The following is a 16,345-nucleotide window of genomic DNA, read 5'->3' on the forward strand; positions in this document are numbered from 1 at the left end:
GGTCGTACACTACACGCAACCTTGAACGCCACGAACAAAGGAGCCGGCACCCATGGACCTGCAGTTTCTAGGCACCAGCGCCGGGATCCCCACCAAGGCCCGGAACGTCAGCGGTACCGCCCTCATCGAGGCCAGCGGCAGCGCCTGGTACCTGGTCGATTGCGGCGAGGCAACCCAGCACCAGCTCCTGCGAACCCCGCTGTCGGTCTGCGACCTGCGCGCGATCTTCATCACCCATGTCCATGGCGACCACTGCTTCGGCCTGCCGGGCCTGTTGGCCAGTGCCGGCATGTCCGGGCGTAGCGAACCGCTCGACCTGATACTGCCGGCCGCGCTGCACGAATGGCTGCGCCTGGGGTTGGCCGTCAGCGAGACCTACCTGCCCTTCGAATTGCGCCTGCAGGCGGTCGAAAGCCTGGAGGGCTGGTGCAGTGGCAACATCCAGGCCACCCCCGTGCAGCTATCGCACCGGGTGCCCAGCTATGGTTATGTGTTCACCGAGGTCAACCCCGACCCTCGCCTGGATATACAACGCCTGGAGGCCGACGGTGTCCCCCGCGGCCCCCTATGGGGCGAGCTTGCCCACGGCCACTCGGTGGAACATGCCGGGCGGTTGCTGCACGCCCAGGATTACCTGCGCCCGTCACGCCCGCCTCGGCGGGTGATCGTCTGCGGCGACAACGACACCCCCGGGCTGCTGGCCGACGTGGCGCAAGGCGTGGATGTGCTGGTGCACGAGGCGACCTTCACCGAACCGGTCGTCGAACGCACCCAGGCGACCTTCGGCCACAGCACCGCCGCGGCCGTGGCCCGCTTCGCCGAGTCGGCGGGCGTTGCGAACCTGGTGCTGACCCACTTCAGCGCCCGCTACCAGCCCAATGCCCAGCGCAGCCCCTCGATCGAAGACGTTCGCCAAGAGGCTCGGGCGCACTACAGCGGTCACCTGGTGCTGGCGCAGGACCTGCAGCGCTACCGCATGGGGCGCGATGGCTGCCTTGTGCCGGTGGACGCTCAATAGGCACACGCATGACGCGTGGGTTGTCGATCGATGATCATCATGAACAAGGAAATCCCCATGAACCGCTTCGTCATCATTTCCGGCTGCTCGGGCGGCGGCAAGTCCACCCTGCTCGAGGAGCTTGGGCGGCGTGGCCATGCCGTGGTCGAAGAACCCGGCCGGCGCATCGTACAAGAAGAAATACGCACGGGAGGCCAGGCACTGCCCTGGGTCGACACCGTCGGTTTTTTACGCCGGGTCATCGACCTGGCATTGGATGACCATGCCCAGGCTCCGCGCAACGACCGCCAGTGGGTCTTCTTCGATCGTGGGCTGGTCGATGCGGCGGCGGCAATCCAGGCGCTGACAGGAGAGCCCCTGCTCGCCACGCTAGGCCAATCCTGTCGTTATCACCCGCACGTGTTTCTCACCCCGCCCTGGCCGGAAATCTATGTGCAGGACGCGGAGCGCCGGCACGACATGGAGGCTGCACGGGCTGAGTTCGAGCGGCTCCTGCAGGCCTATCCATCGTTGGGGTACGAGGTATCGCTGTTGCCCAAGATCGGCGTGGCGGCGCGGGCGGATTTCGTGCTCGATACCTTGGCAGCGTACTGAGCCGCCGGGCTCGCTTTGCAGCCCTCCATGAACCCGCTTTACCCCAGGCCCAACTGCGCGACCACCTCGTCCGAGGTCATGACATCGGCATACTGATTGGGAGCAGTTTAAAGACCTACCCCGCGCCTCTCACCGCACGCCCCTTTCCGAGAAACGATCAATGGCTCCACCCAACGTTGACAGGCCAGAGAAAACCTGCAAAATCGCCGGCCTTTTTCGCGACAGGAAGTCCTCATGCAACGGATTGTGATTCTGGGCAATGCCGGCAGTGGCAAGTCCACTCTCGCCCGCGCCCTAGGCAAGCGCCTTGGCCTGCCGGTGGTACACCTCGACACACTGTTCTGGGAACCTGGCTGGATCGAACCCGATGCCGAGCAGTTCCGCGCGCGAGTCCGCGAGGCGGTCGCCACGGATGCCTGGATCTGCGAAGGCAACTATGCCCGCCGGACCTTCGACCTTCGCCTGCCCCGCGCCGACCTGGTCATCTGGCTCGATACGCCGCGGCTGACCTGTTTCCTGCGGGTGATCATGCGTAGCGTCATGAACCGCCCTCGGCCTGACATTGCAGCAGGGTGTAGAGAGCACCTGGACAGGGCGTTCCTGACCTTTCTCAAATTCGTATGGCAATTCGATCGTGACTACCGCCCGGGTATCGAGGCCATGCGCCTGGCCATGGGGCCCCAGGTGCCTACGGTTCACTTGCGCAACACTCGGCAGGTGTCTGCATTTCTCGATGGCCTGCCCGCGCTGAACGAAAGTACCTGCCCATGACCCGTTGGACTGCTTTTTACCAACAGAGCGAGAAACGCGGGCCATCTCCCACACGATGAGTCTTGTCGAACCAGATAGATGTTGGCCAGGCCATTGAAATTGGGTTGCGGAACCGGCAACGAGACGCGACAGCTCGTTCAGGCGGATGGATATGCATTCCGACCAGCTCAATTGGCATCGACTTGATCGGATCATGCGGAAGGCTTTTCATGGGCAGTGAGGGCTACCTTTGCGGCGCTCACTTTGAATATGCACCTTAGTGTCCGGTTGTAATTGCATATCCGACGCAGCATCCAAGTACGCAGCGCTACAGTTTCGGGAGACGCTCATGCTCGACGACAAGAACATGGTGGTGAACAGCGGCAGGATCGAACCATGATCCCCGATCGCCTGAACGCCGACCTCTCGCTGCGCGCGATCATGCATGGCGCGAGCCTGCCCTGGGTCGCCAGCCCGCTGCCCGGTGTGGAGCGGCGCCCACTGTATCGCCTGGGTGGCGAGCAGGCACGGGCCACCAGCCTGGTGCGCTACGCCCCCGGCAGCCAGTTCAGCGCACATGTCCATTCGGGTGGTGAGGAGTTTCTCGTGCTCGATGGCGTGTTCGAGGACGAGCATGGTCGCTACCCAGCGGGCACCTACGTGCGCAATCCGCCCGGCAGCTTACATTCTCCAGGGGCGAGCGAAGGCTGCATGATCTTCGTGCGGCTTCGCCAGTTCGATGCTGACGATCGCGAGCAGGTCGTCACGTCGCTGGCCGTCCATGGCGACCAGGTGCTGTTCGAGAACGCATGTGAACGGGTCTGGGTCCAGCAGCCCAGGCCCGGATCGCCCGTGCAACTGGCCAATCCGCGGGGGCTGGAGTTGCTGCTGCTCGACGGCGAAATAGCCGGGGAAGACTTCACGCTACAGCCACTGAGTTGGATGCGCCTGCCGCCCGGCATGCCATTCGAGGCCGTGGCCGGCGCCCGGGGCGCCCGCCTGTGGCTCAAGGATGCCGCGCCAGATCTAGGTTTCTGAGGCGACCTGGTAAATACAGTGAATCGACAGAGCGCTGAGACTTCATCAATGACCTTGGCATAACGTCGAGTCATACGTCCCTATGTGAACTTTAAAAATGCCCCGAACATTACATGAGAACGCCCCCCCTTACCCCATCACCGCGGCACGCCCCCTCTTCACACATCGTGAACGTCCAATGCTTTCGCGGCACAGGCAACTTGTTCTTGCAACCAACGTTGTGATGGGTCGTTTTCGTTATTGCCATGCCAGACCATCTCCAGTTGCTGGTGGGCTACGGGATAAGGCAGTTCCTTGATCATCAAGCCCATTGTGCGGGCAAATGTCCGGGCCAAAGGGCGCGGCATGATGGCCAGCAACTCGCTGTCTTCGAGCAACAGGGGAAGTGCCAGGAAATGCGGCAGCACGACTTGCCGGCGCAGCGTCAGGCCTGCCTGGGCCAATGCGTTCTCCAGCGCGCCACGGTCGTACATGTCCGTCTGGCGCGCCAACCCCCGTTCGAGAATGTAGTCACTGTTCGCATCCGTGCCACCTAGCGAAACCACGGCCAACGGGTAGCGTGCGAGGTCGGCAAGAGTCGCCTGGGCACTGCCCAGCGGATGGTCGCCGCGACAGACCAGCACTTCTTCCTGCAGGAGGATCGGTCGACTGCGCAGACGCTCCGGCACGCTGCGAAACATACCAAGCGCAACATCGATGCGGCCCAGGTCGATCTGCTCGGCCAAGTCCAGGCGTGTCACTGGCGTAATCACAAGGTCGATACCCGGTGCAGCGCTGCGCAACTGGCGGTTCAACTGCGGCAGCAAGGTAGCCGACAAATAGTCGTTGGCGGCAATCACGAACGATCGGTCGATGCTCCCGGGGTTGAACGGGCCGGCTGCGCCGGCCAGCGTCTCGCCGATGCTCCGCAAGGCCGAACGCAGTGGTTCGCTGATCTGGTAGGCGTAGTGGGTAGGCGTCATGCCTTGGCCGGTACGGACGAAGATTTCCTCGCCCAACCCTTCGCGCAAACGCCCCAGCGCGTGGCTCACCGCAGACGGGCTCAAATGCAGGCGCTGGCTGGCGCGCAGGACACTGCGCTCCTCCATGACCGCATCGAAAACCCGGATCAGGTTCAGGTCCAGTTTGTCGAAAGCAATCATTGGGTCATTCCCCGCCCAACCTGTCGATTATCCATGATGCATAACTTCATCGAAGCGAAAGTACAGGTACGCTACTGCGCCATGAACAGGCTGCATTCTCACACTGCAGATAATTCGTTTCTTATCGAAAAACAACAATGGGAGAATTTCTGGCAACAACACGAGGAGGCACCCCCTTGAAAAAGAGAGATGAGTTAATCAATGCCTGTATCAACTTCCTTGCCTTGGTCAAAGATAAAACAGCCGGCACGGAAACCGAAAACTGGTTGAACGCACATTACGGCCCGGACAGCGAAACGTATCGATACATCGCCGAGCGCGTGATCGAAGGCGTGGCCGAGGGCTGGCTCGCCAATGTCGAAATCAGCGGTGAACATTATCGCCGCAGCCGTTTATGCGAGCCGAGCGCAGACACTTTCTACTTCAGCATGACCGCCGTCTACATGAACAGCCGCAGCCATGAGATGAACAACGTCGATCATAGTTTCCGTGGCGACTATCACCGCCATCCCTATGGCGAACTGAACATGGTCATCCCGCTGGACAAGGATGCCATGCTGGCAGGCCCGCAGGGCTGGCAAGGCGCTGGCTGGACCGCTCCGGCACCGGGCAGCCAGCACTTTCCCGAGGTCAAAGGCGGCGCGCTCATCGCCTTTTTCTTTCTACCCGCAGGACGTATCGCCTATGACGTGCGGAATACCCCTTAGACTAATCGCTGCGGCATGTCGCCCACCTGCCAAAATTGGCTGACTTCCGGGACGCGGCCCGCGCATCATGATCCAGACGGCGGCCAGGCACGGTTCCTGGCCGCCGCTTCACCGATCCTGTCACCGAACACTCGCACGGCGTTGGCGCCGAGCCAGTACAAGGGAATACCTGATGACGGTACGAACAGTGGCGATTGCCATCCACGATGGCGTTCAGGCATTGGATGTCGTCGGCCCAATGGATGTGTTCCATGAAGCCAACGCCTACCTGGCAACTGGAGACCGGTACGAAACAGTGCTGGTCGCCGCCGACGACAGCCCGCTGCGGGCATCGAACAGCATGCAGTTGCGGGCGGACCTCACCTTCGCTGAAGCAACCGGGACGTTCGATATCCTGCTGATCGCCGGCGGCCCTGCCTTGCCCGACGCACCACCGGATCCGAGACTCATCGAATGGGCCAGCAAAGCCCCGAATCACGCGCATACATACGGCTCCATTTGTACAGGTGTATTTGCGCTGGGGTACGCCGGCCTCATCGACCAGCGCCGCGTGACAACGCATTGGCAAAATGTCCCCAAGCTGGCCGCGCGATTTCCGAACGCCTGCGTCGAGCCCGACGCGATCTATGTGCGCGACGACAGGTTGGTGACCTCCGCAGGCGTCACCGCCGGCATCGACCTGGCCCTGGCCCTGGTCGGCCAATGCCATGGACAGGACATCGCCCTGACCGTAGCGAAGCGGCTGGTGGTGGTAGCCCAGCGTCAGGGTGGCCAGTCGCAGTTCAGCCCGTACCTCACCGCCCCGGCCAACCCCGCCTCACCGGTAGCACGCATCCAGACGCACGTCATGACCCACATCGGCGAGCGGCACAGCCTGGAATCGCTCGCCGCCGAAGTTGGCATGAGCGCACGCAACCTGGCGCGCTATTTCGTGCAGGAAACCGGGATCACCCCACACGAGTTCGTGCAGCGCGCGCGCATCGATGCCGCGCGCATGATGCTGGAAGCCAGCGACCGCCCCCTGAAAACCATCGCCTACGACTGTGGCTTCGGCACGGTCGACCGCATGCGCATCACCTTCGGCGAACGGCTTGGCATCACCCCGGCCCAGTACCGGGCCAGCTTCCGCCGCCAGGCACCGGCCTCCAGCACAGCGCAGGCATAGCGCACCTGCCCATGACGGCACGCCGGCATGGGCAGGCGGCCGGTCTGTCAGGCAGGCGACAGGCCCAAGGCCTGGGCAACACCTGCACCGTAGGCGGGGTCGGCCTTGGCGCAGTTGGCGACATGCCGCTGTTTCACTTCCAGGCGCGCATCCCCCAAGGCTCGCGCGGTGTTGTCGAACAGCACCTGCCGCTGCGCAGGCGTCATCAGGCGGAACAGGTTGCCGGGCTGCTCGTAGTGGTCGTCATCGCGGCGATGGTCCCAATGGTCGGCCGCACCATCGAGCTCCAGCGGTGGCTCCTTCAGCGATGGGTCGTCGCCAATCCAGGTGCCTTTGCTGTTGGGCCAGTAGCTCGCCGTGGGCCCCAGGTTGCCGTCGGTGCGCATGGCGCCGTCGCGGTGATAGCTATGGAAGGGGCAACGTGGCGCATTGACCGGGATGTGGTTGAAATTCACCCCCAGCCGGTAGCGCTGCGCATCGCCATAGGAGAACAGCCGTCCCTGCAGCATGCGATCCGGTGAAAAACCGATACCGGGCACCACGTTGGCTGGCGAGAATGCTACCTGCTCCACCTCGGCGAAATAATTGTCCGGGTAGCGGTTGAGCTCCATCACCCCCACCTCGATCAACGGGTACTCGGCCTTCGGCCACACCTTGGTCAGGTCGAACGGATTGTGCTGGTGCGCCCGGGCCTGCGTTTGCGTCATGACCTGGATGAACAGTGTCCAGCGCGGGAAATCCCCCCGCTCGATGGCTTCGAGCAGATCACGGCCATGGCTTTCGCGATCCGTGGCGATCAAGGCCGCGGCCTGCTCGTCGGTCAGGTTCTCGATACCCTGCTGGCTACGGAAATGGAACTTGACCCACACCCGCTCGTTCGCCTCGTTGATCAGCGAAAAGGTATGGCTGCCAAAACCGTGCATGTGCCGCAGGCTGCGGGGGATGCCACGGTCCGACATGACGATGGTCACTTGGTGCAGGGCCTCGGGCAGCAGCGTCCAGAAATCCCAGTTGCTGTCGGCCGAACGCAGCCCGGTGCGCGGGTCGCGCTTGATGGCGTGATTCAGGTCGGGAAAACGCATCGGGTCGCGGAAGAAGAACACCGGCGTGTTGTTGCCCACCACGTCCCAATTGCCCTCCTCGGTGTAGAACTTCACCGCGAAGCCCCGAATATCGCGCTCGGCGTCGGCGGCGCCACGCTCGCCGGCCACGGTGGAAAAACGCGCGAACAGCGGGGTCTGCTTACCGACCGCGTCGAACAGCTTCGCCTTGGTGTAGCGGGTAATGTCCTGGGTGACCGTAAAGGTGCCATGGGCGCCCCAGCCCTTGGCATGCATGCGCCGCTCCGGGATCACTTCACGGTCGAAGTGCGCCAGCTTTTCGATCAGCCAGATATCCTGCAGTAACGCCGGGCCGCGAGGGCCGGCGGTCATGGTATTGAGGTTGTCCGCTACCGGGGCCCCTGTGGCATGGGTCAGGGTCGGCAGCGCGCCGTTGTCGCGGGAACGTGTGTCGGTCATGTCGATGGCTCCTGGCGTCAGGTGGTGGTCACGGGCACTTGCCTCAGTTCGGCCACGCCGAACCGAGGATGAGTGAGCAGAAGTTCATGCGCGTGTAGCCAGGGACCTTCAGCGCCAGCACATCGGCCTTGACGTTGCCGAAGGTGGTCAACGGCTTGTGTTTTATACCGTCGGCGAAGTGTTCGATGATGCCTTCCTTGAAATTCGCCTCACGGGGATGATGCTCGCAGACCTGGCAACGCTGCTCGTGGCTGAAGTCATGGTAGGCAATGCCCAGCACATCCATCTCCACCCCGGCCGTCACCAGGGCGATGGTGGGCCGCATGTGCTCGGGGATCCCGGGCGTGGTGTGCAAGGCGATTGCCGTCCAGACATCCTCGATGTCACGCTCCGCGACCCCGTAGCTCTTCATGAAATCCCGGGCCGCGTTGGCGCCATCGACCTCGAAGCGCAGCTCAGGGCTCGAGTAGCGCGCTGTCAGCCCCATGTCGTGGAACATGGCGCCCAGGTACAGCAGCTCGGGGTCGTAGTCCAGGCCGCGGCGTTCGCCCGTCAATGCCCCCCAGCAGAACACCCGGCGGCTATGGTTGAACAGCAGGTCGTCCTCGGTATCGCGAACGAGCTCAGTGGCAGCGCGGGCGATCGCGCTATCGGGGATTCTGATACCAGCAACGATTTCGGTCATCGACATACACTCCAGGTCAGGCGGCGCGGTGAAGCAAGGTGCGCGAATGCCAAGGTTGTACTGCCGCGATCACCACTGCCCGGGTGGACGATGGAGCCCTCGCGGCGCCTGGAGAAATTCCAGCACCGGGCCTGCAACGGAACAAGAAACGAGCGACCTCGGATCAGGACAGACAGACATCGTTTCACGCCAAACGCCCATCGCCCCCAGGCAGGGCCGGCCTCCAGCCGGGTACCCTGACGGCACACCCTGTCCATCACAGCGACCAGTACCGGCAGAACCGGAGGAGCACCACCATGAGCGAGGCCCTGGACAAACTCTCATGGGATGATCTGCGCATCATCAAGGCCATCGGCGAATGCAACAGCCAGATGGGGGCCGCCGACGCGCTCGGCATCAATCACTCGACCGTCTCGCGCAGGCTCTCGGCGATGGAAAGCACCCTCGGCGTGGTACTGTTCGACCGTCGGCGCAATGGCTATGTGGCGACCGCCGCGGGCGCCGACATGATCGCCCTGGCCAACCGCGTCGAGAAAGACGTTCTCGGCGTGGCGCGGCGGGTGTCGGAGCAGGCCCAACGCTACAAGGGCGACCTGCTCATCACCACCAGCGATGCGCTGTTGGTGGATTTCCTCACCCCCATCATCGCCGAGTTCCAGGCTTGCCACCCAGGCATACGCATCGAGGTCATCGTCAGCAACCAGCCATTGAACCTCGCCCGCGGCGACTCCGACATTGCCTTGCGTGCAACCTTGGCCGTCCCGGAAAACCTGTTCGGACGCAAGGTGGCCCTCGTCGCCTGGGCCACCTACGGGCGCCTGGATAAATACGCAGACGGTACGTGCGCGCTCGACACGCTACACCAGAGCACCTGGGTTTCCTACGGCAAAGGCCTGTCCAGCCTGAAGGCATACCAATTCATCGATGAGCACGTACCCCGCGAAAACATCATCTACCGCAGCGACTCGGTCTACGGCGTAGCGGCAGCCATCCGCGCGGGCATCGGCATCGGCTTGCTGCCCTGCATGCATGGCGACCTGGTGCCAGACCTTGTGCGCATCGGCCCTGTCGAGCCCGAGGTGTATGACGAGTTGTGGCTGCTGACCCACCCCGACATCCGCAAATCAGAACGCATCTATGCCTTCATGACGCATTGCGCCGACGCCATCGTCCGCCAGCGTGCCTTCATCGAAGGCCATGGCGCCCCGGGCACGAGCGAGCAGTAGGCCGCACACGCCATCGGCATTTTTGCGCAATCGGTTTCGCCTAAACGCACGCTCATGGCGCCGGGGCTGAACGTAGACTTTCCAGGCACGATGATCGTGGGCCGGCCCGTCATCCGTGACTGCATGCAGCCCGCCGCACGTGGGCACACCGAAACCTACAAGAGGACTCACCGCCATGAGCATCAAAGCCTGCGCCAAACCCGCCCGCAGCCTGCTGAGCCCACACGACCACGCCCTGGTGCTGATCGACCACCAATCGCAGATGGCTTTCAATACCAAGTCCATCGACGTCACCAACCTGCGTGCCAACACCGCCATCCTGGCCCATGCGGCCAAGGGCTTCGGCGTCCCGACGGTGATCTCCACGATCTCCAAGGACACCTTCGCCGGCCCGCTGTTCGAAGAGATCACCGAGGCTTTCCCCAACGCCGACGTCATCGACCGCACCACGTCCAATGCCTGGGAAGACGAACACTTCATCGCCGGGATCAACGCCACGGACAAGGGGCGCCTGGTCATCTGCGGCCTGTGGACGTCGGTGTGCTGCAATGGCCCCGTGTTGTCGGCACTCGAGCAAGGCTACGAGGTCTATGTGGTGACCGATGCCTGCGGCGACTGCACCGCCGAGGCCCATGAGCGCGCGGTACAACGCATGATCCAGGCCGGCGCGCGCCCGATCACCGCCCTCACCTACCTGCTCGAACTGCAACGCGACTGGGCCCGGGTGGAAACCTACGACCTCACCACCGGTATCTCCAGAAGATTCGGTGGAGCCTTCGGGGTCGGTATCCAGTACGTCAACGCGATGATGAGCGACCATTGAGGCGATCGCCGTTTTGCTGAAGAGCCGACCCGTTCAAGGTGCTTGAAGCCGTGAAGCCCTTGACGACCGGTCTGGCGCCCCGGCAAGGCCGCTCCCACGACAGGCGCATCGTTGCCCCGTAGCTCGTTTCGATTGCGGGGCTTTTTTCGCCTGGGTACTTCCGAGCACTGAACTACCCGCTGGGGTCGTGGCGTCCCACGAGGCGTTTGAAACGACCGAGTAACGGATCGTGGCAGCTCGCCCACATCCACATGAATCATTCCCTATAGACAGCAGTGGCTGGGGTTGCGCGAAACATATGGAAATCCGTATATTCGAATCTCCATATGAAGAGCCCTGCCCATGATTACGCCTCCCGAGGTCTTCAAGAGCCTGTCCGACGAGACCCGGGCTCGTGCCACCTTGCTCATCGCCCGTTTGGGCGAGTTGTGTGTCTGCGAGCTGATGTGTGCCCTGGACCACAGCCAACCGAAGATCAGCCGTCACCTGGCACAACTGCGAAGCAGCGGCCTGTTGCTCGATCGCCGCCAGGGCCAATGGGTGTATTACCGCCTCAATCCGCAGCTACCCGCCTGGGTGCACGAGATGCTGCAGGTGACCTTGCGTGCCAATGCCCAGTGGCTGCAGGACAACGCCTCTCGCTTGCAGAACATGGACGACCGCCCCGTCCGCGCTACCGCCTGCTGCTGACCTCTCGACGAGCAAACCTCCCATGCTAGTTGCACTCGCTGTCTTCGTGTTCACCCTGGTGCTGGTCATCTGGCAACCCAAAGGCCTCGGCGTGGGCTGGAGCGCTGCACTGGGCGCAATCATCGCGCTGGGGGTGGGCGCGGTTTCCCTGCACGACATTCCGACCGTGTGGAGCATCGTCTGGAATGCCACTGCCACGTTCATCGCCGTCATCATCATCAGCCTGCTGCTGGACGAGGCCGGTTTTTTCGAATGGGCCGCCCTGTACGTGGCGCGCTGGGCGAATGGCAGCGGCTATCGCCTATTCGCCTTCTGCATGCTGCTCGGCGCCGCTGTGTCAGCGCTGTTCGCCAACGATGGCGCGGCGCTGATTCTTACGCCTATCGTCATGTCGATGCTGGTCGCGTTGCGCTTCCCGCCCGCTGCCACGCTGGCATTCGTCATGGCCGCAGGCTTCATCGCCGACACGGCGAGCCTGCCGCTGGTAGTTTCCAACCTGGTGAACATCGTCTCGGCCGACTACTTCGCGCTGGGCTTCGCAGAGTACGCCTCGGTGATGATGCCGGTGAACCTGGCCAGCGTCGCCGCCACCTTGATGGTGCTTTTCTTGTTCTTCCGGCGCGACCTTCCCAAGCAGTACGCCCTCGACGCGCTGCGGGAGCCGAAAGCGGCAATCCATGACCGCGCCACCTTTGTCGTTGGCGGGTGGACGCTGCTGGTGTTGCTGATCGGCCTGTTCGCCCTGGATCCCTTGGGTATCCCGATCAGTGCGGTCGCTGCCGTGTGTGCAGCGACCCTCTTTGCGGTTGCGGCTCGCGGCCACAGGATCTCTACCCGTCGCGTGCTGCGCGAGGCCCCCTGGCAGGTGGTGGTCTTTTCCCTCGGCATGTACCTGGTGGTGTACGGCCTGAAGAATGCCGGCCTCACGGATTTCCTCGCCCAGTTGCTCGACCGGCTGGCCGCGCATGGCGTGTGGGGTGCCGCCATCGGCACCGGCCTGCTCTCGGCCCTGCTGTCGTCGGTGATGAACAACATGCCCAGCGTGCTGCTCGGCGCCTTGTCGATCCAGGCCAGCGGGGCAGATGGGCTGGTACGCGAGGCAATGATCTACGCCAACGTCATCGGCTGCGATCTCGGCCCGAAGATCACCCCCATCGGCAGCCTCGCCACGCTGCTCTGGCTGCATGTGCTGGAACGCAAGGGCATGCGCATCACGTGGGGCTACTACTTCAAGGTCGGCATCCTCCTGACCCTGCCGGTTCTGCTGATTACCCTTTCGGCCCTGGCGTTACGCCTGGGCCTCTGACGCTCGCCACCCAGCGCAGGAGCCCTCCATGCGAGTCCTTTTCATGTGCACAGCCAACAGCTGCCGCAGCATCCTTTGCGAAGCGCTGTTCAACCACCTGGCCCCGTCGGGATTCGAGGCGATCAGTTCCGGCAGCTTCCCCAAGGGGCAGGTATTGCCGCGCAGTCTCGCCACCTTGCGACAAGCCGGCATTTCCACCGAAGGCCTGCGCAGCAAGGGCAATGACGCGTTCGAGGGCAATCCGCCGGACATCGTCATCACCGTCTGCGACAAGGCCGCCGGGGAAGCCTGCCCGGTGTATTTCGGCCCTGCCTTGAAGTCTCACTGGGGGTTGGAGGACCCGTCCGATAGCATTGGCGACGAAGCGTCGGTCGATACCGCCTTCCGCGTCACCCTGGCGCATATCCGCAAGCGATGCGAAACCTTCTTCGAACTGCCTTTCGGCACGCTCGATCGCGACGAGCTCAAACGCGAGCTGGACCGCATCGGCGCTCTCTGAGCAGCAGGCCCCATGTCAGAGCAACTGCCCAACCTCGACCTTTCGCTGTTCGACGTACCGGCACCCGTACCAGCGACCACAAGCCGCGTATCCTGCTTACGATCGTGTGGTCGATGTACTGGAAGAACTGGTGAAGTTCACCCTGCTGCTGCGTGACCGCCAAGCGTTCCTGATGGATCGCTACTCGGAGCGTAAGGAAAATGCCGAACAGCTCAGCGCACGTGTCAATCAGCGCTCCATCTGAGGTGGCCGTGGCCATCTGTATATAACTGCCACTTGGGGCCGCTTCGCGCCCCAAATGGCAACTGAAAGTCTTGACTGACCGGCATCGATGTTGGAGTCAGGCCCATCAGCGCCGCCAGACCTGCCCTTCCCCACTCACCACCCAAGGCGCCTGGTCGCCAGCGATACGCACCCCGCCAACCCAACGCGGCGCAGGTGCCTGGTCGAGCCAATGGGCCTGCCCGACCAACACCTGCTCGCCAAGCGCCGTCAACCGCAGGGGGCGTTGCGACCAGCTATCGCCCTCTCCTTCATGCAACAGCGGGCGGGGTGCATCGACCAGTGGCCGCAGCAAGGTGTGGAACATCAGGTCGCCCAGGTATGGCAGCGGCTCGTCGTGCTGCATCAGCTGGGCGAATACCCAGCCAGCGGGACGTTCGCCATGTACCGCCAGGATGCGCAACACCAGCCGCTCGGTGAGGCTCAAACCGTCAGCCGCCCCCGGAAGCTCCTGCAACTGGCGCGCCAGCGCCGGCCCCAGCAGCGGCAAGGCGGGATGCTGCCGGGTGGCCAGGCCTGCCCAAGTACGCGGATCTGCTGCGGTATAGGCCGCCCATGCCTGGCGCGCCAAGGCCAAGGCATCCTCGCCCAGCGCGCGGCGTTGCGGCCAGAGCCAGGCGAGCAGGTCCGGGGCCAGTTGGCCGATCCCGATGAAGCGTTCGACACCTGGAACCTGGTTGATTTCGATCAGTTCGAGCCGGCGCGGCAGGCTGGGCAGGCTTGCCAGCAGGCGCACCAGGAACAGTTGGTCGTAGGCGTCCGCTTCGCACCAGAGCACCACTTCGCTGTCGGCGCCCAACTGCGCCAGTGCCGAACGCTGCTGGGTTTGGCGCTGTTCGATATCCACGGCGGCAAGGCCGAACGCCTGCTGTATGTAAGCGGCGCGTACCGCCCAGTACTCCTCCTCGGGCAGCGCCGGCACCGGCCCCATCACCATGGGGTCGGCGAACATATGGAACGCACCGGCGAATCCCGCGATGCGCAAGCTGTGCTCGATATCGTTTCCGCAACGCCAGTGCTGTACGCTCGCCTCGCCGTCGCTGGCAAAGCCTGGGTGGCGTGCGGCGAAGGCGACGGCGTCGGCATGGGCCTTGAGCCTGGGCCAGCTGGCGAAGCCGGCCTCGCGGGCCACCAGCCACTGGATGTCGGCGAGACGGTAATCGGGGCCTGGCAGGCCGAGCGTGCGCAGTTGTGCGCGGGCATCGTCGGCCTCGCCGTCGTTCAGCGCCGCCAGCAGGCGCTTGGCGCGCTTGCGCAAGGCGGGTACGTCGAGCAGGCCATGATGGCGGGATGCATGGATGGCAGGCATGCCAACTCCTTTTGGGGCTCGGTCCGCCGACAAGCCGGGAGCTGGAGTGAAGGAAAATAGCAAGCGTGCCTGGGAAACCCCTTCGCGCGGACCGCAGGCGCAGCGTACGCCCTGGCCCAGACTCTAGCGGCAAGCTCCACGGGAAGCAATGCGTCGAGTGGCAAACCAATGCCCTGCACGTTAACGTGCGCGTAACCCACCAGCCCAGGCCCCGCCATGTCCGTCGCTGGCAGCCTTCTTGCCGTCCCCCTTGCCGCCACCCTGCTGACCCTGACGCCCAGGCTCGACACTGCGCGAGTATTGAGAACAGCCACCGTGGAGAGCAAGCGCCAGGCGATGCCAGACGTTAAGCACCGCGCTGGCCGAACCAGCGCGATGCCAAGGCGCTTGGTGTCGCTGGTCACTGCATACTCCTCAAACTGATACGACAACAGTTGTTTTCCCCGCCCTACCTCTTGCGATCAAACCCCGCCGTAGTCGCCATCTGCTAGATCTCCACGTCAAACAATCTTCACGTGAGGGCTAGGCACCCGCCAAGTTGTACGATAACCTACCTCAACTTTAAAACCCCACCCCAAGCGCCACAGGATGCCTACAACAATGACCCCACAAGAGCTGCAATCCATCCTCTCCCATGGCCTGCTGTCGTTCCCCGTCACCGACTTCGACGCCCAGGGCGACTTCAATCCGGCCGGGTACGTCAAACGCCTGGAATGGCTGGCCCCCTACGGCGCCAGCGCACTGTTCGCCGCTGGCGGCACCGGTGAGTTCTTCTCCCTGGCGGCCAGCGAATACAGCCAAGTCATCAAGACCGCCGTGGATACCTGCGCAGGCTCGGTGCCGATACTCGCCGGCGTGGGCGGCTCCACCCGCCAGGCCATCGAATATGCCCAGCAAGCTGAACGCCTGGGCGCCAAGGGCCTGCTGCTGTTGCCCCACTACCTCACCGAGGCCAGCCAGGACGGCGTTGCAGCCCACGTCGAGGCCGTATGCAAGTCGGTGAAAATCGGCGTGGTGGTGTACAACCGCAACGTCTGCCGCCTCAATGCCACGCAGCTCGAACAACTGGCCGAGCGCTGCCCGAACCTGATCGGCTACAAGGACGGTCTGGGCGACATCGAGCTGATGGTGTCGATTCGTCGCCGCCTGGGCGAGCGCTTGAGCTACCTGGGTGGCCTGCCGACCGCCGAGGTGTATGCTGCAGCCTACAAAGCCTTGGGCGTCCCGGTGTATTCGTCGGCGGTGTTCAACTTCGTGCCCAGGACCGCGATGGACTTCTACCACGCCATCGCCCGCGATGATCACGCCACCGTCGCCAAGCTGATCGACGACTTCTTCCTGCCGTACCTGGATATCCGCAATCGCAAGGCCGGTTACGCCGTCAGCATCGTCAAGGCCGGAGCGAAAATCGCCGGTTACGATGCGGGCCCGGTGCGCACGCCACTGACCGACCTGACCGCCGAAGAGTACGGGATGCTCGCAGCCCTGATGGACAAGATGGGCCCGCAATAAGCGGCGCCCTGGCGACCTGCCCTGCCATGGCCGAAGCGGAGCCATCCCGCTTCGGCCCATACCCGATCCCCGCACAACA

At 63.5% G+C, this 16,345-nt stretch carries 16 protein-coding genes and 2 pseudogenes; 14 read left to right on the forward strand and 4 right to left on the reverse strand.

Annotated features, from left to right (window positions below; genetic code table 11):
• Positions 1-52: 52 nt before the first annotated feature.
• The 4 genes from WCE05_RS00575 (at position 53) to WCE05_RS00590 (ending at position 3,400) form a co-directional block, all read left to right on the forward strand.
• Positions 53-1,018 carry a ribonuclease Z gene (locus WCE05_RS00575; protein ID WP_368815287.1) on the forward strand — a complete coding sequence of 322 codons (966 nt, stop codon included), beginning with the start codon at positions 53-55 and terminating at the stop codon, positions 1,016-1,018.
• A gap of 39 nt (positions 1,019-1,057) precedes the next feature.
• Positions 1,058-1,612: an AAA family ATPase gene (locus tag WCE05_RS00580; protein ID WP_368815288.1), complete on the forward strand. Its 555-nt coding sequence runs from the start codon at positions 1,058-1,060 to the stop codon at positions 1,610-1,612.
• 234 nt (positions 1,613-1,846) lie between these two features.
• Positions 1,847-2,383 (forward strand): AAA family ATPase, encoded by a 537-nt coding sequence (locus tag WCE05_RS00585; RefSeq protein ID WP_368815289.1) that lies wholly within the window; start codon positions 1,847-1,849, stop codon positions 2,381-2,383.
• A 375-nt stretch (positions 2,384-2,758) separates the two neighbouring features.
• A complete protein-coding gene (locus WCE05_RS00590) occupies positions 2,759-3,400 on the forward strand; it encodes a cupin domain-containing protein (RefSeq protein WP_225788391.1) in 642 nt (213 codons plus the stop codon).
• Between the two features lie 158 nt (positions 3,401-3,558).
• On the opposite strand, the gene WCE05_RS00595 is transcribed toward WCE05_RS00590, so the two are convergent.
• Entirely contained in the window at positions 3,559-4,542 is a 984-nt protein-coding gene (locus WCE05_RS00595) for a LysR substrate-binding domain-containing protein (protein ID WP_368815290.1), read from the reverse strand.
• Positions 4,543-4,718: 176 nt separating this feature from the next.
• On the opposite strand from WCE05_RS00595, the gene WCE05_RS00600 reads away from it, so the two are divergent.
• On the forward strand, positions 4,719-5,249 hold the full coding sequence (locus tag WCE05_RS00600) for a DUF4863 family protein (RefSeq protein ID WP_225788393.1): 531 nt from the start codon (positions 4,719-4,721) through the stop codon (positions 5,247-5,249).
• A gap of 172 nt (positions 5,250-5,421) precedes the next feature.
• The gene (locus WCE05_RS00605; RefSeq protein ID WP_368815291.1) at positions 5,422-6,414 is read left to right on the forward strand and encodes a GlxA family transcriptional regulator; all 993 of its coding nucleotides are present in this window, start codon (positions 5,422-5,424) and stop codon (positions 6,412-6,414) included.
• Between the two features lie 47 nt (positions 6,415-6,461).
• Here the strand turns inward: WCE05_RS00605 and WCE05_RS00610 are convergent, their stop codons facing one another.
• Both WCE05_RS00610 and WCE05_RS00615 read right to left on the reverse strand, forming a co-directional pair.
• The gene (locus WCE05_RS00610; protein ID WP_368815292.1) at positions 6,462-7,934 is read right to left on the reverse strand and encodes a catalase; all 1,473 of its coding nucleotides are present in this window, start codon (positions 7,932-7,934) and stop codon (positions 6,462-6,464) included.
• A gap of 43 nt (positions 7,935-7,977) precedes the next feature.
• On the reverse strand, positions 7,978-8,619 hold the full coding sequence (locus tag WCE05_RS00615) for an HD domain-containing protein (protein ID WP_225788396.1): 642 nt from the start codon (positions 8,617-8,619) through the stop codon (positions 7,978-7,980).
• Positions 8,620-8,915: 296 nt separating this feature from the next.
• Here WCE05_RS00615 and WCE05_RS00620 point away from each other — a divergent pair, with 296 nt between their 5' ends.
• The 6 genes and pseudogenes from WCE05_RS00620 to WCE05_RS00645 form a co-directional block, all read left to right on the forward strand.
• Complete coding sequence (locus tag WCE05_RS00620; RefSeq protein WP_368815293.1) at positions 8,916-9,845, forward strand: LysR family transcriptional regulator; 930 nt, start codon at positions 8,916-8,918, stop codon at positions 9,843-9,845.
• Between the two features lie 175 nt (positions 9,846-10,020).
• Positions 10,021-10,668: a hydrolase gene (locus tag WCE05_RS00625; protein ID WP_225788398.1), complete on the forward strand. Its 648-nt coding sequence runs from the start codon at positions 10,021-10,023 to the stop codon at positions 10,666-10,668.
• A 342-nt stretch (positions 10,669-11,010) separates the two neighbouring features.
• The gene (locus tag WCE05_RS00630; protein WP_225788399.1) at positions 11,011-11,358 is read left to right on the forward strand and encodes a metalloregulator ArsR/SmtB family transcription factor; all 348 of its coding nucleotides are present in this window, start codon (positions 11,011-11,013) and stop codon (positions 11,356-11,358) included.
• A 22-nt stretch (positions 11,359-11,380) separates the two neighbouring features.
• Positions 11,381-12,664, forward strand: coding sequence for an arsenic transporter (locus tag WCE05_RS00635; RefSeq protein WP_368815294.1), 1,284 nt, complete (start codon positions 11,381-11,383; stop codon positions 12,662-12,664).
• 28 nt (positions 12,665-12,692) lie between these two features.
• Positions 12,693-13,163 carry an arsenate reductase ArsC gene (locus tag WCE05_RS00640; protein WP_368815295.1) on the forward strand — a complete coding sequence of 157 codons (471 nt, stop codon included), beginning with the start codon at positions 12,693-12,695 and terminating at the stop codon, positions 13,161-13,163.
• Positions 13,164-13,254: 91 nt separating this feature from the next.
• Positions 13,255-13,407, forward strand: a pseudogene (locus tag WCE05_RS00645) (arsenical resistance protein ArsH); the annotation flags it as partial.
• A 105-nt stretch (positions 13,408-13,512) separates the two neighbouring features.
• On the opposite strand, the gene WCE05_RS00650 reads toward WCE05_RS00645, so the two are convergent.
• Positions 13,513-14,754 (reverse strand): DUF1835 domain-containing protein, encoded by a 1,242-nt coding sequence (locus WCE05_RS00650; RefSeq protein ID WP_368815296.1) that lies wholly within the window; start codon positions 14,752-14,754, stop codon positions 13,513-13,515.
• Between the two features lie 216 nt (positions 14,755-14,970).
• On the opposite strand from WCE05_RS00650, the pseudogene WCE05_RS00655 reads away from it, so the two are divergent.
• Both WCE05_RS00655 and kdgD read left to right on the forward strand, forming a co-directional pair.
• A pseudogene (locus tag WCE05_RS00655) lies at positions 14,971-15,093 on the forward strand (LysE family translocator); the annotation flags it as partial.
• Positions 15,094-15,354: 261 nt separating this feature from the next.
• Positions 15,355-16,266 (forward strand): 5-dehydro-4-deoxyglucarate dehydratase, encoded by a 912-nt coding sequence (gene kdgD, locus WCE05_RS00660; RefSeq protein ID WP_225788403.1) that lies wholly within the window; start codon positions 15,355-15,357, stop codon positions 16,264-16,266.
• Positions 16,267-16,345: the final 79 nt, after the last annotated feature.

It is taken from the genome of Pseudomonas sp. I2, from assembly GCF_040984075.1.
Lineage (GTDB): Bacteria > Pseudomonadota > Gammaproteobacteria > Pseudomonadales > Pseudomonadaceae > Aquipseudomonas > Aquipseudomonas guariconensis_B.

Excerpts from the sequence above, each read along its gene's own strand:
- WCE05_RS00575 (WP_368815287.1), top strand. The coding sequence starts at position 53 with ATGGACCTGCAGTTTCTAGGCACCAGCGCCGGGATCCCCACCAAGGCC.
- WCE05_RS00580 (WP_368815288.1), top strand. The coding sequence starts at position 1,058 with ATGAACAAGGAAATCCCCATGAACCGCTTCGTCATCATTTCCGGCTGC.
- WCE05_RS00585 (WP_368815289.1), top strand. The coding sequence starts at position 1,847 with ATGCAACGGATTGTGATTCTGGGCAATGCCGGCAGTGGCAAGTCCACT.
- WCE05_RS00590 (WP_225788391.1), top strand. The coding sequence starts at position 2,759 with ATGATCCCCGATCGCCTGAACGCCGACCTCTCGCTGCGCGCGATCATG.
- WCE05_RS00595 (WP_368815290.1), bottom strand. The coding sequence starts at position 4,542 with ATGATTGCTTTCGACAAACTGGACCTGAACCTGATCCGGGTTTTCGAT.
- WCE05_RS00605 (WP_368815291.1), top strand. The coding sequence starts at position 5,422 with ATGACGGTACGAACAGTGGCGATTGCCATCCACGATGGCGTTCAGGCA.
- WCE05_RS00610 (WP_368815292.1), bottom strand. The coding sequence starts at position 7,934 with ATGACCGACACACGTTCCCGCGACAACGGCGCGCTGCCGACCCTGACC.
- WCE05_RS00615 (WP_225788396.1), bottom strand. The coding sequence starts at position 8,619 with ATGACCGAAATCGTTGCTGGTATCAGAATCCCCGATAGCGCGATCGCC.
- WCE05_RS00620 (WP_368815293.1), top strand. The coding sequence starts at position 8,916 with ATGAGCGAGGCCCTGGACAAACTCTCATGGGATGATCTGCGCATCATC.
- WCE05_RS00625 (WP_225788398.1), top strand. The coding sequence starts at position 10,021 with ATGAGCATCAAAGCCTGCGCCAAACCCGCCCGCAGCCTGCTGAGCCCA.
- WCE05_RS00630 (WP_225788399.1), top strand. The coding sequence starts at position 11,011 with ATGATTACGCCTCCCGAGGTCTTCAAGAGCCTGTCCGACGAGACCCGG.
- WCE05_RS00635 (WP_368815294.1), top strand. The coding sequence starts at position 11,381 with ATGCTAGTTGCACTCGCTGTCTTCGTGTTCACCCTGGTGCTGGTCATC.
- WCE05_RS00640 (WP_368815295.1), top strand. The coding sequence starts at position 12,693 with ATGCGAGTCCTTTTCATGTGCACAGCCAACAGCTGCCGCAGCATCCTT.
- WCE05_RS00650 (WP_368815296.1), bottom strand. The coding sequence starts at position 14,754 with ATGCCTGCCATCCATGCATCCCGCCATCATGGCCTGCTCGACGTACCC.
- kdgD (WP_225788403.1), top strand. The coding sequence starts at position 15,355 with ATGACCCCACAAGAGCTGCAATCCATCCTCTCCCATGGCCTGCTGTCG.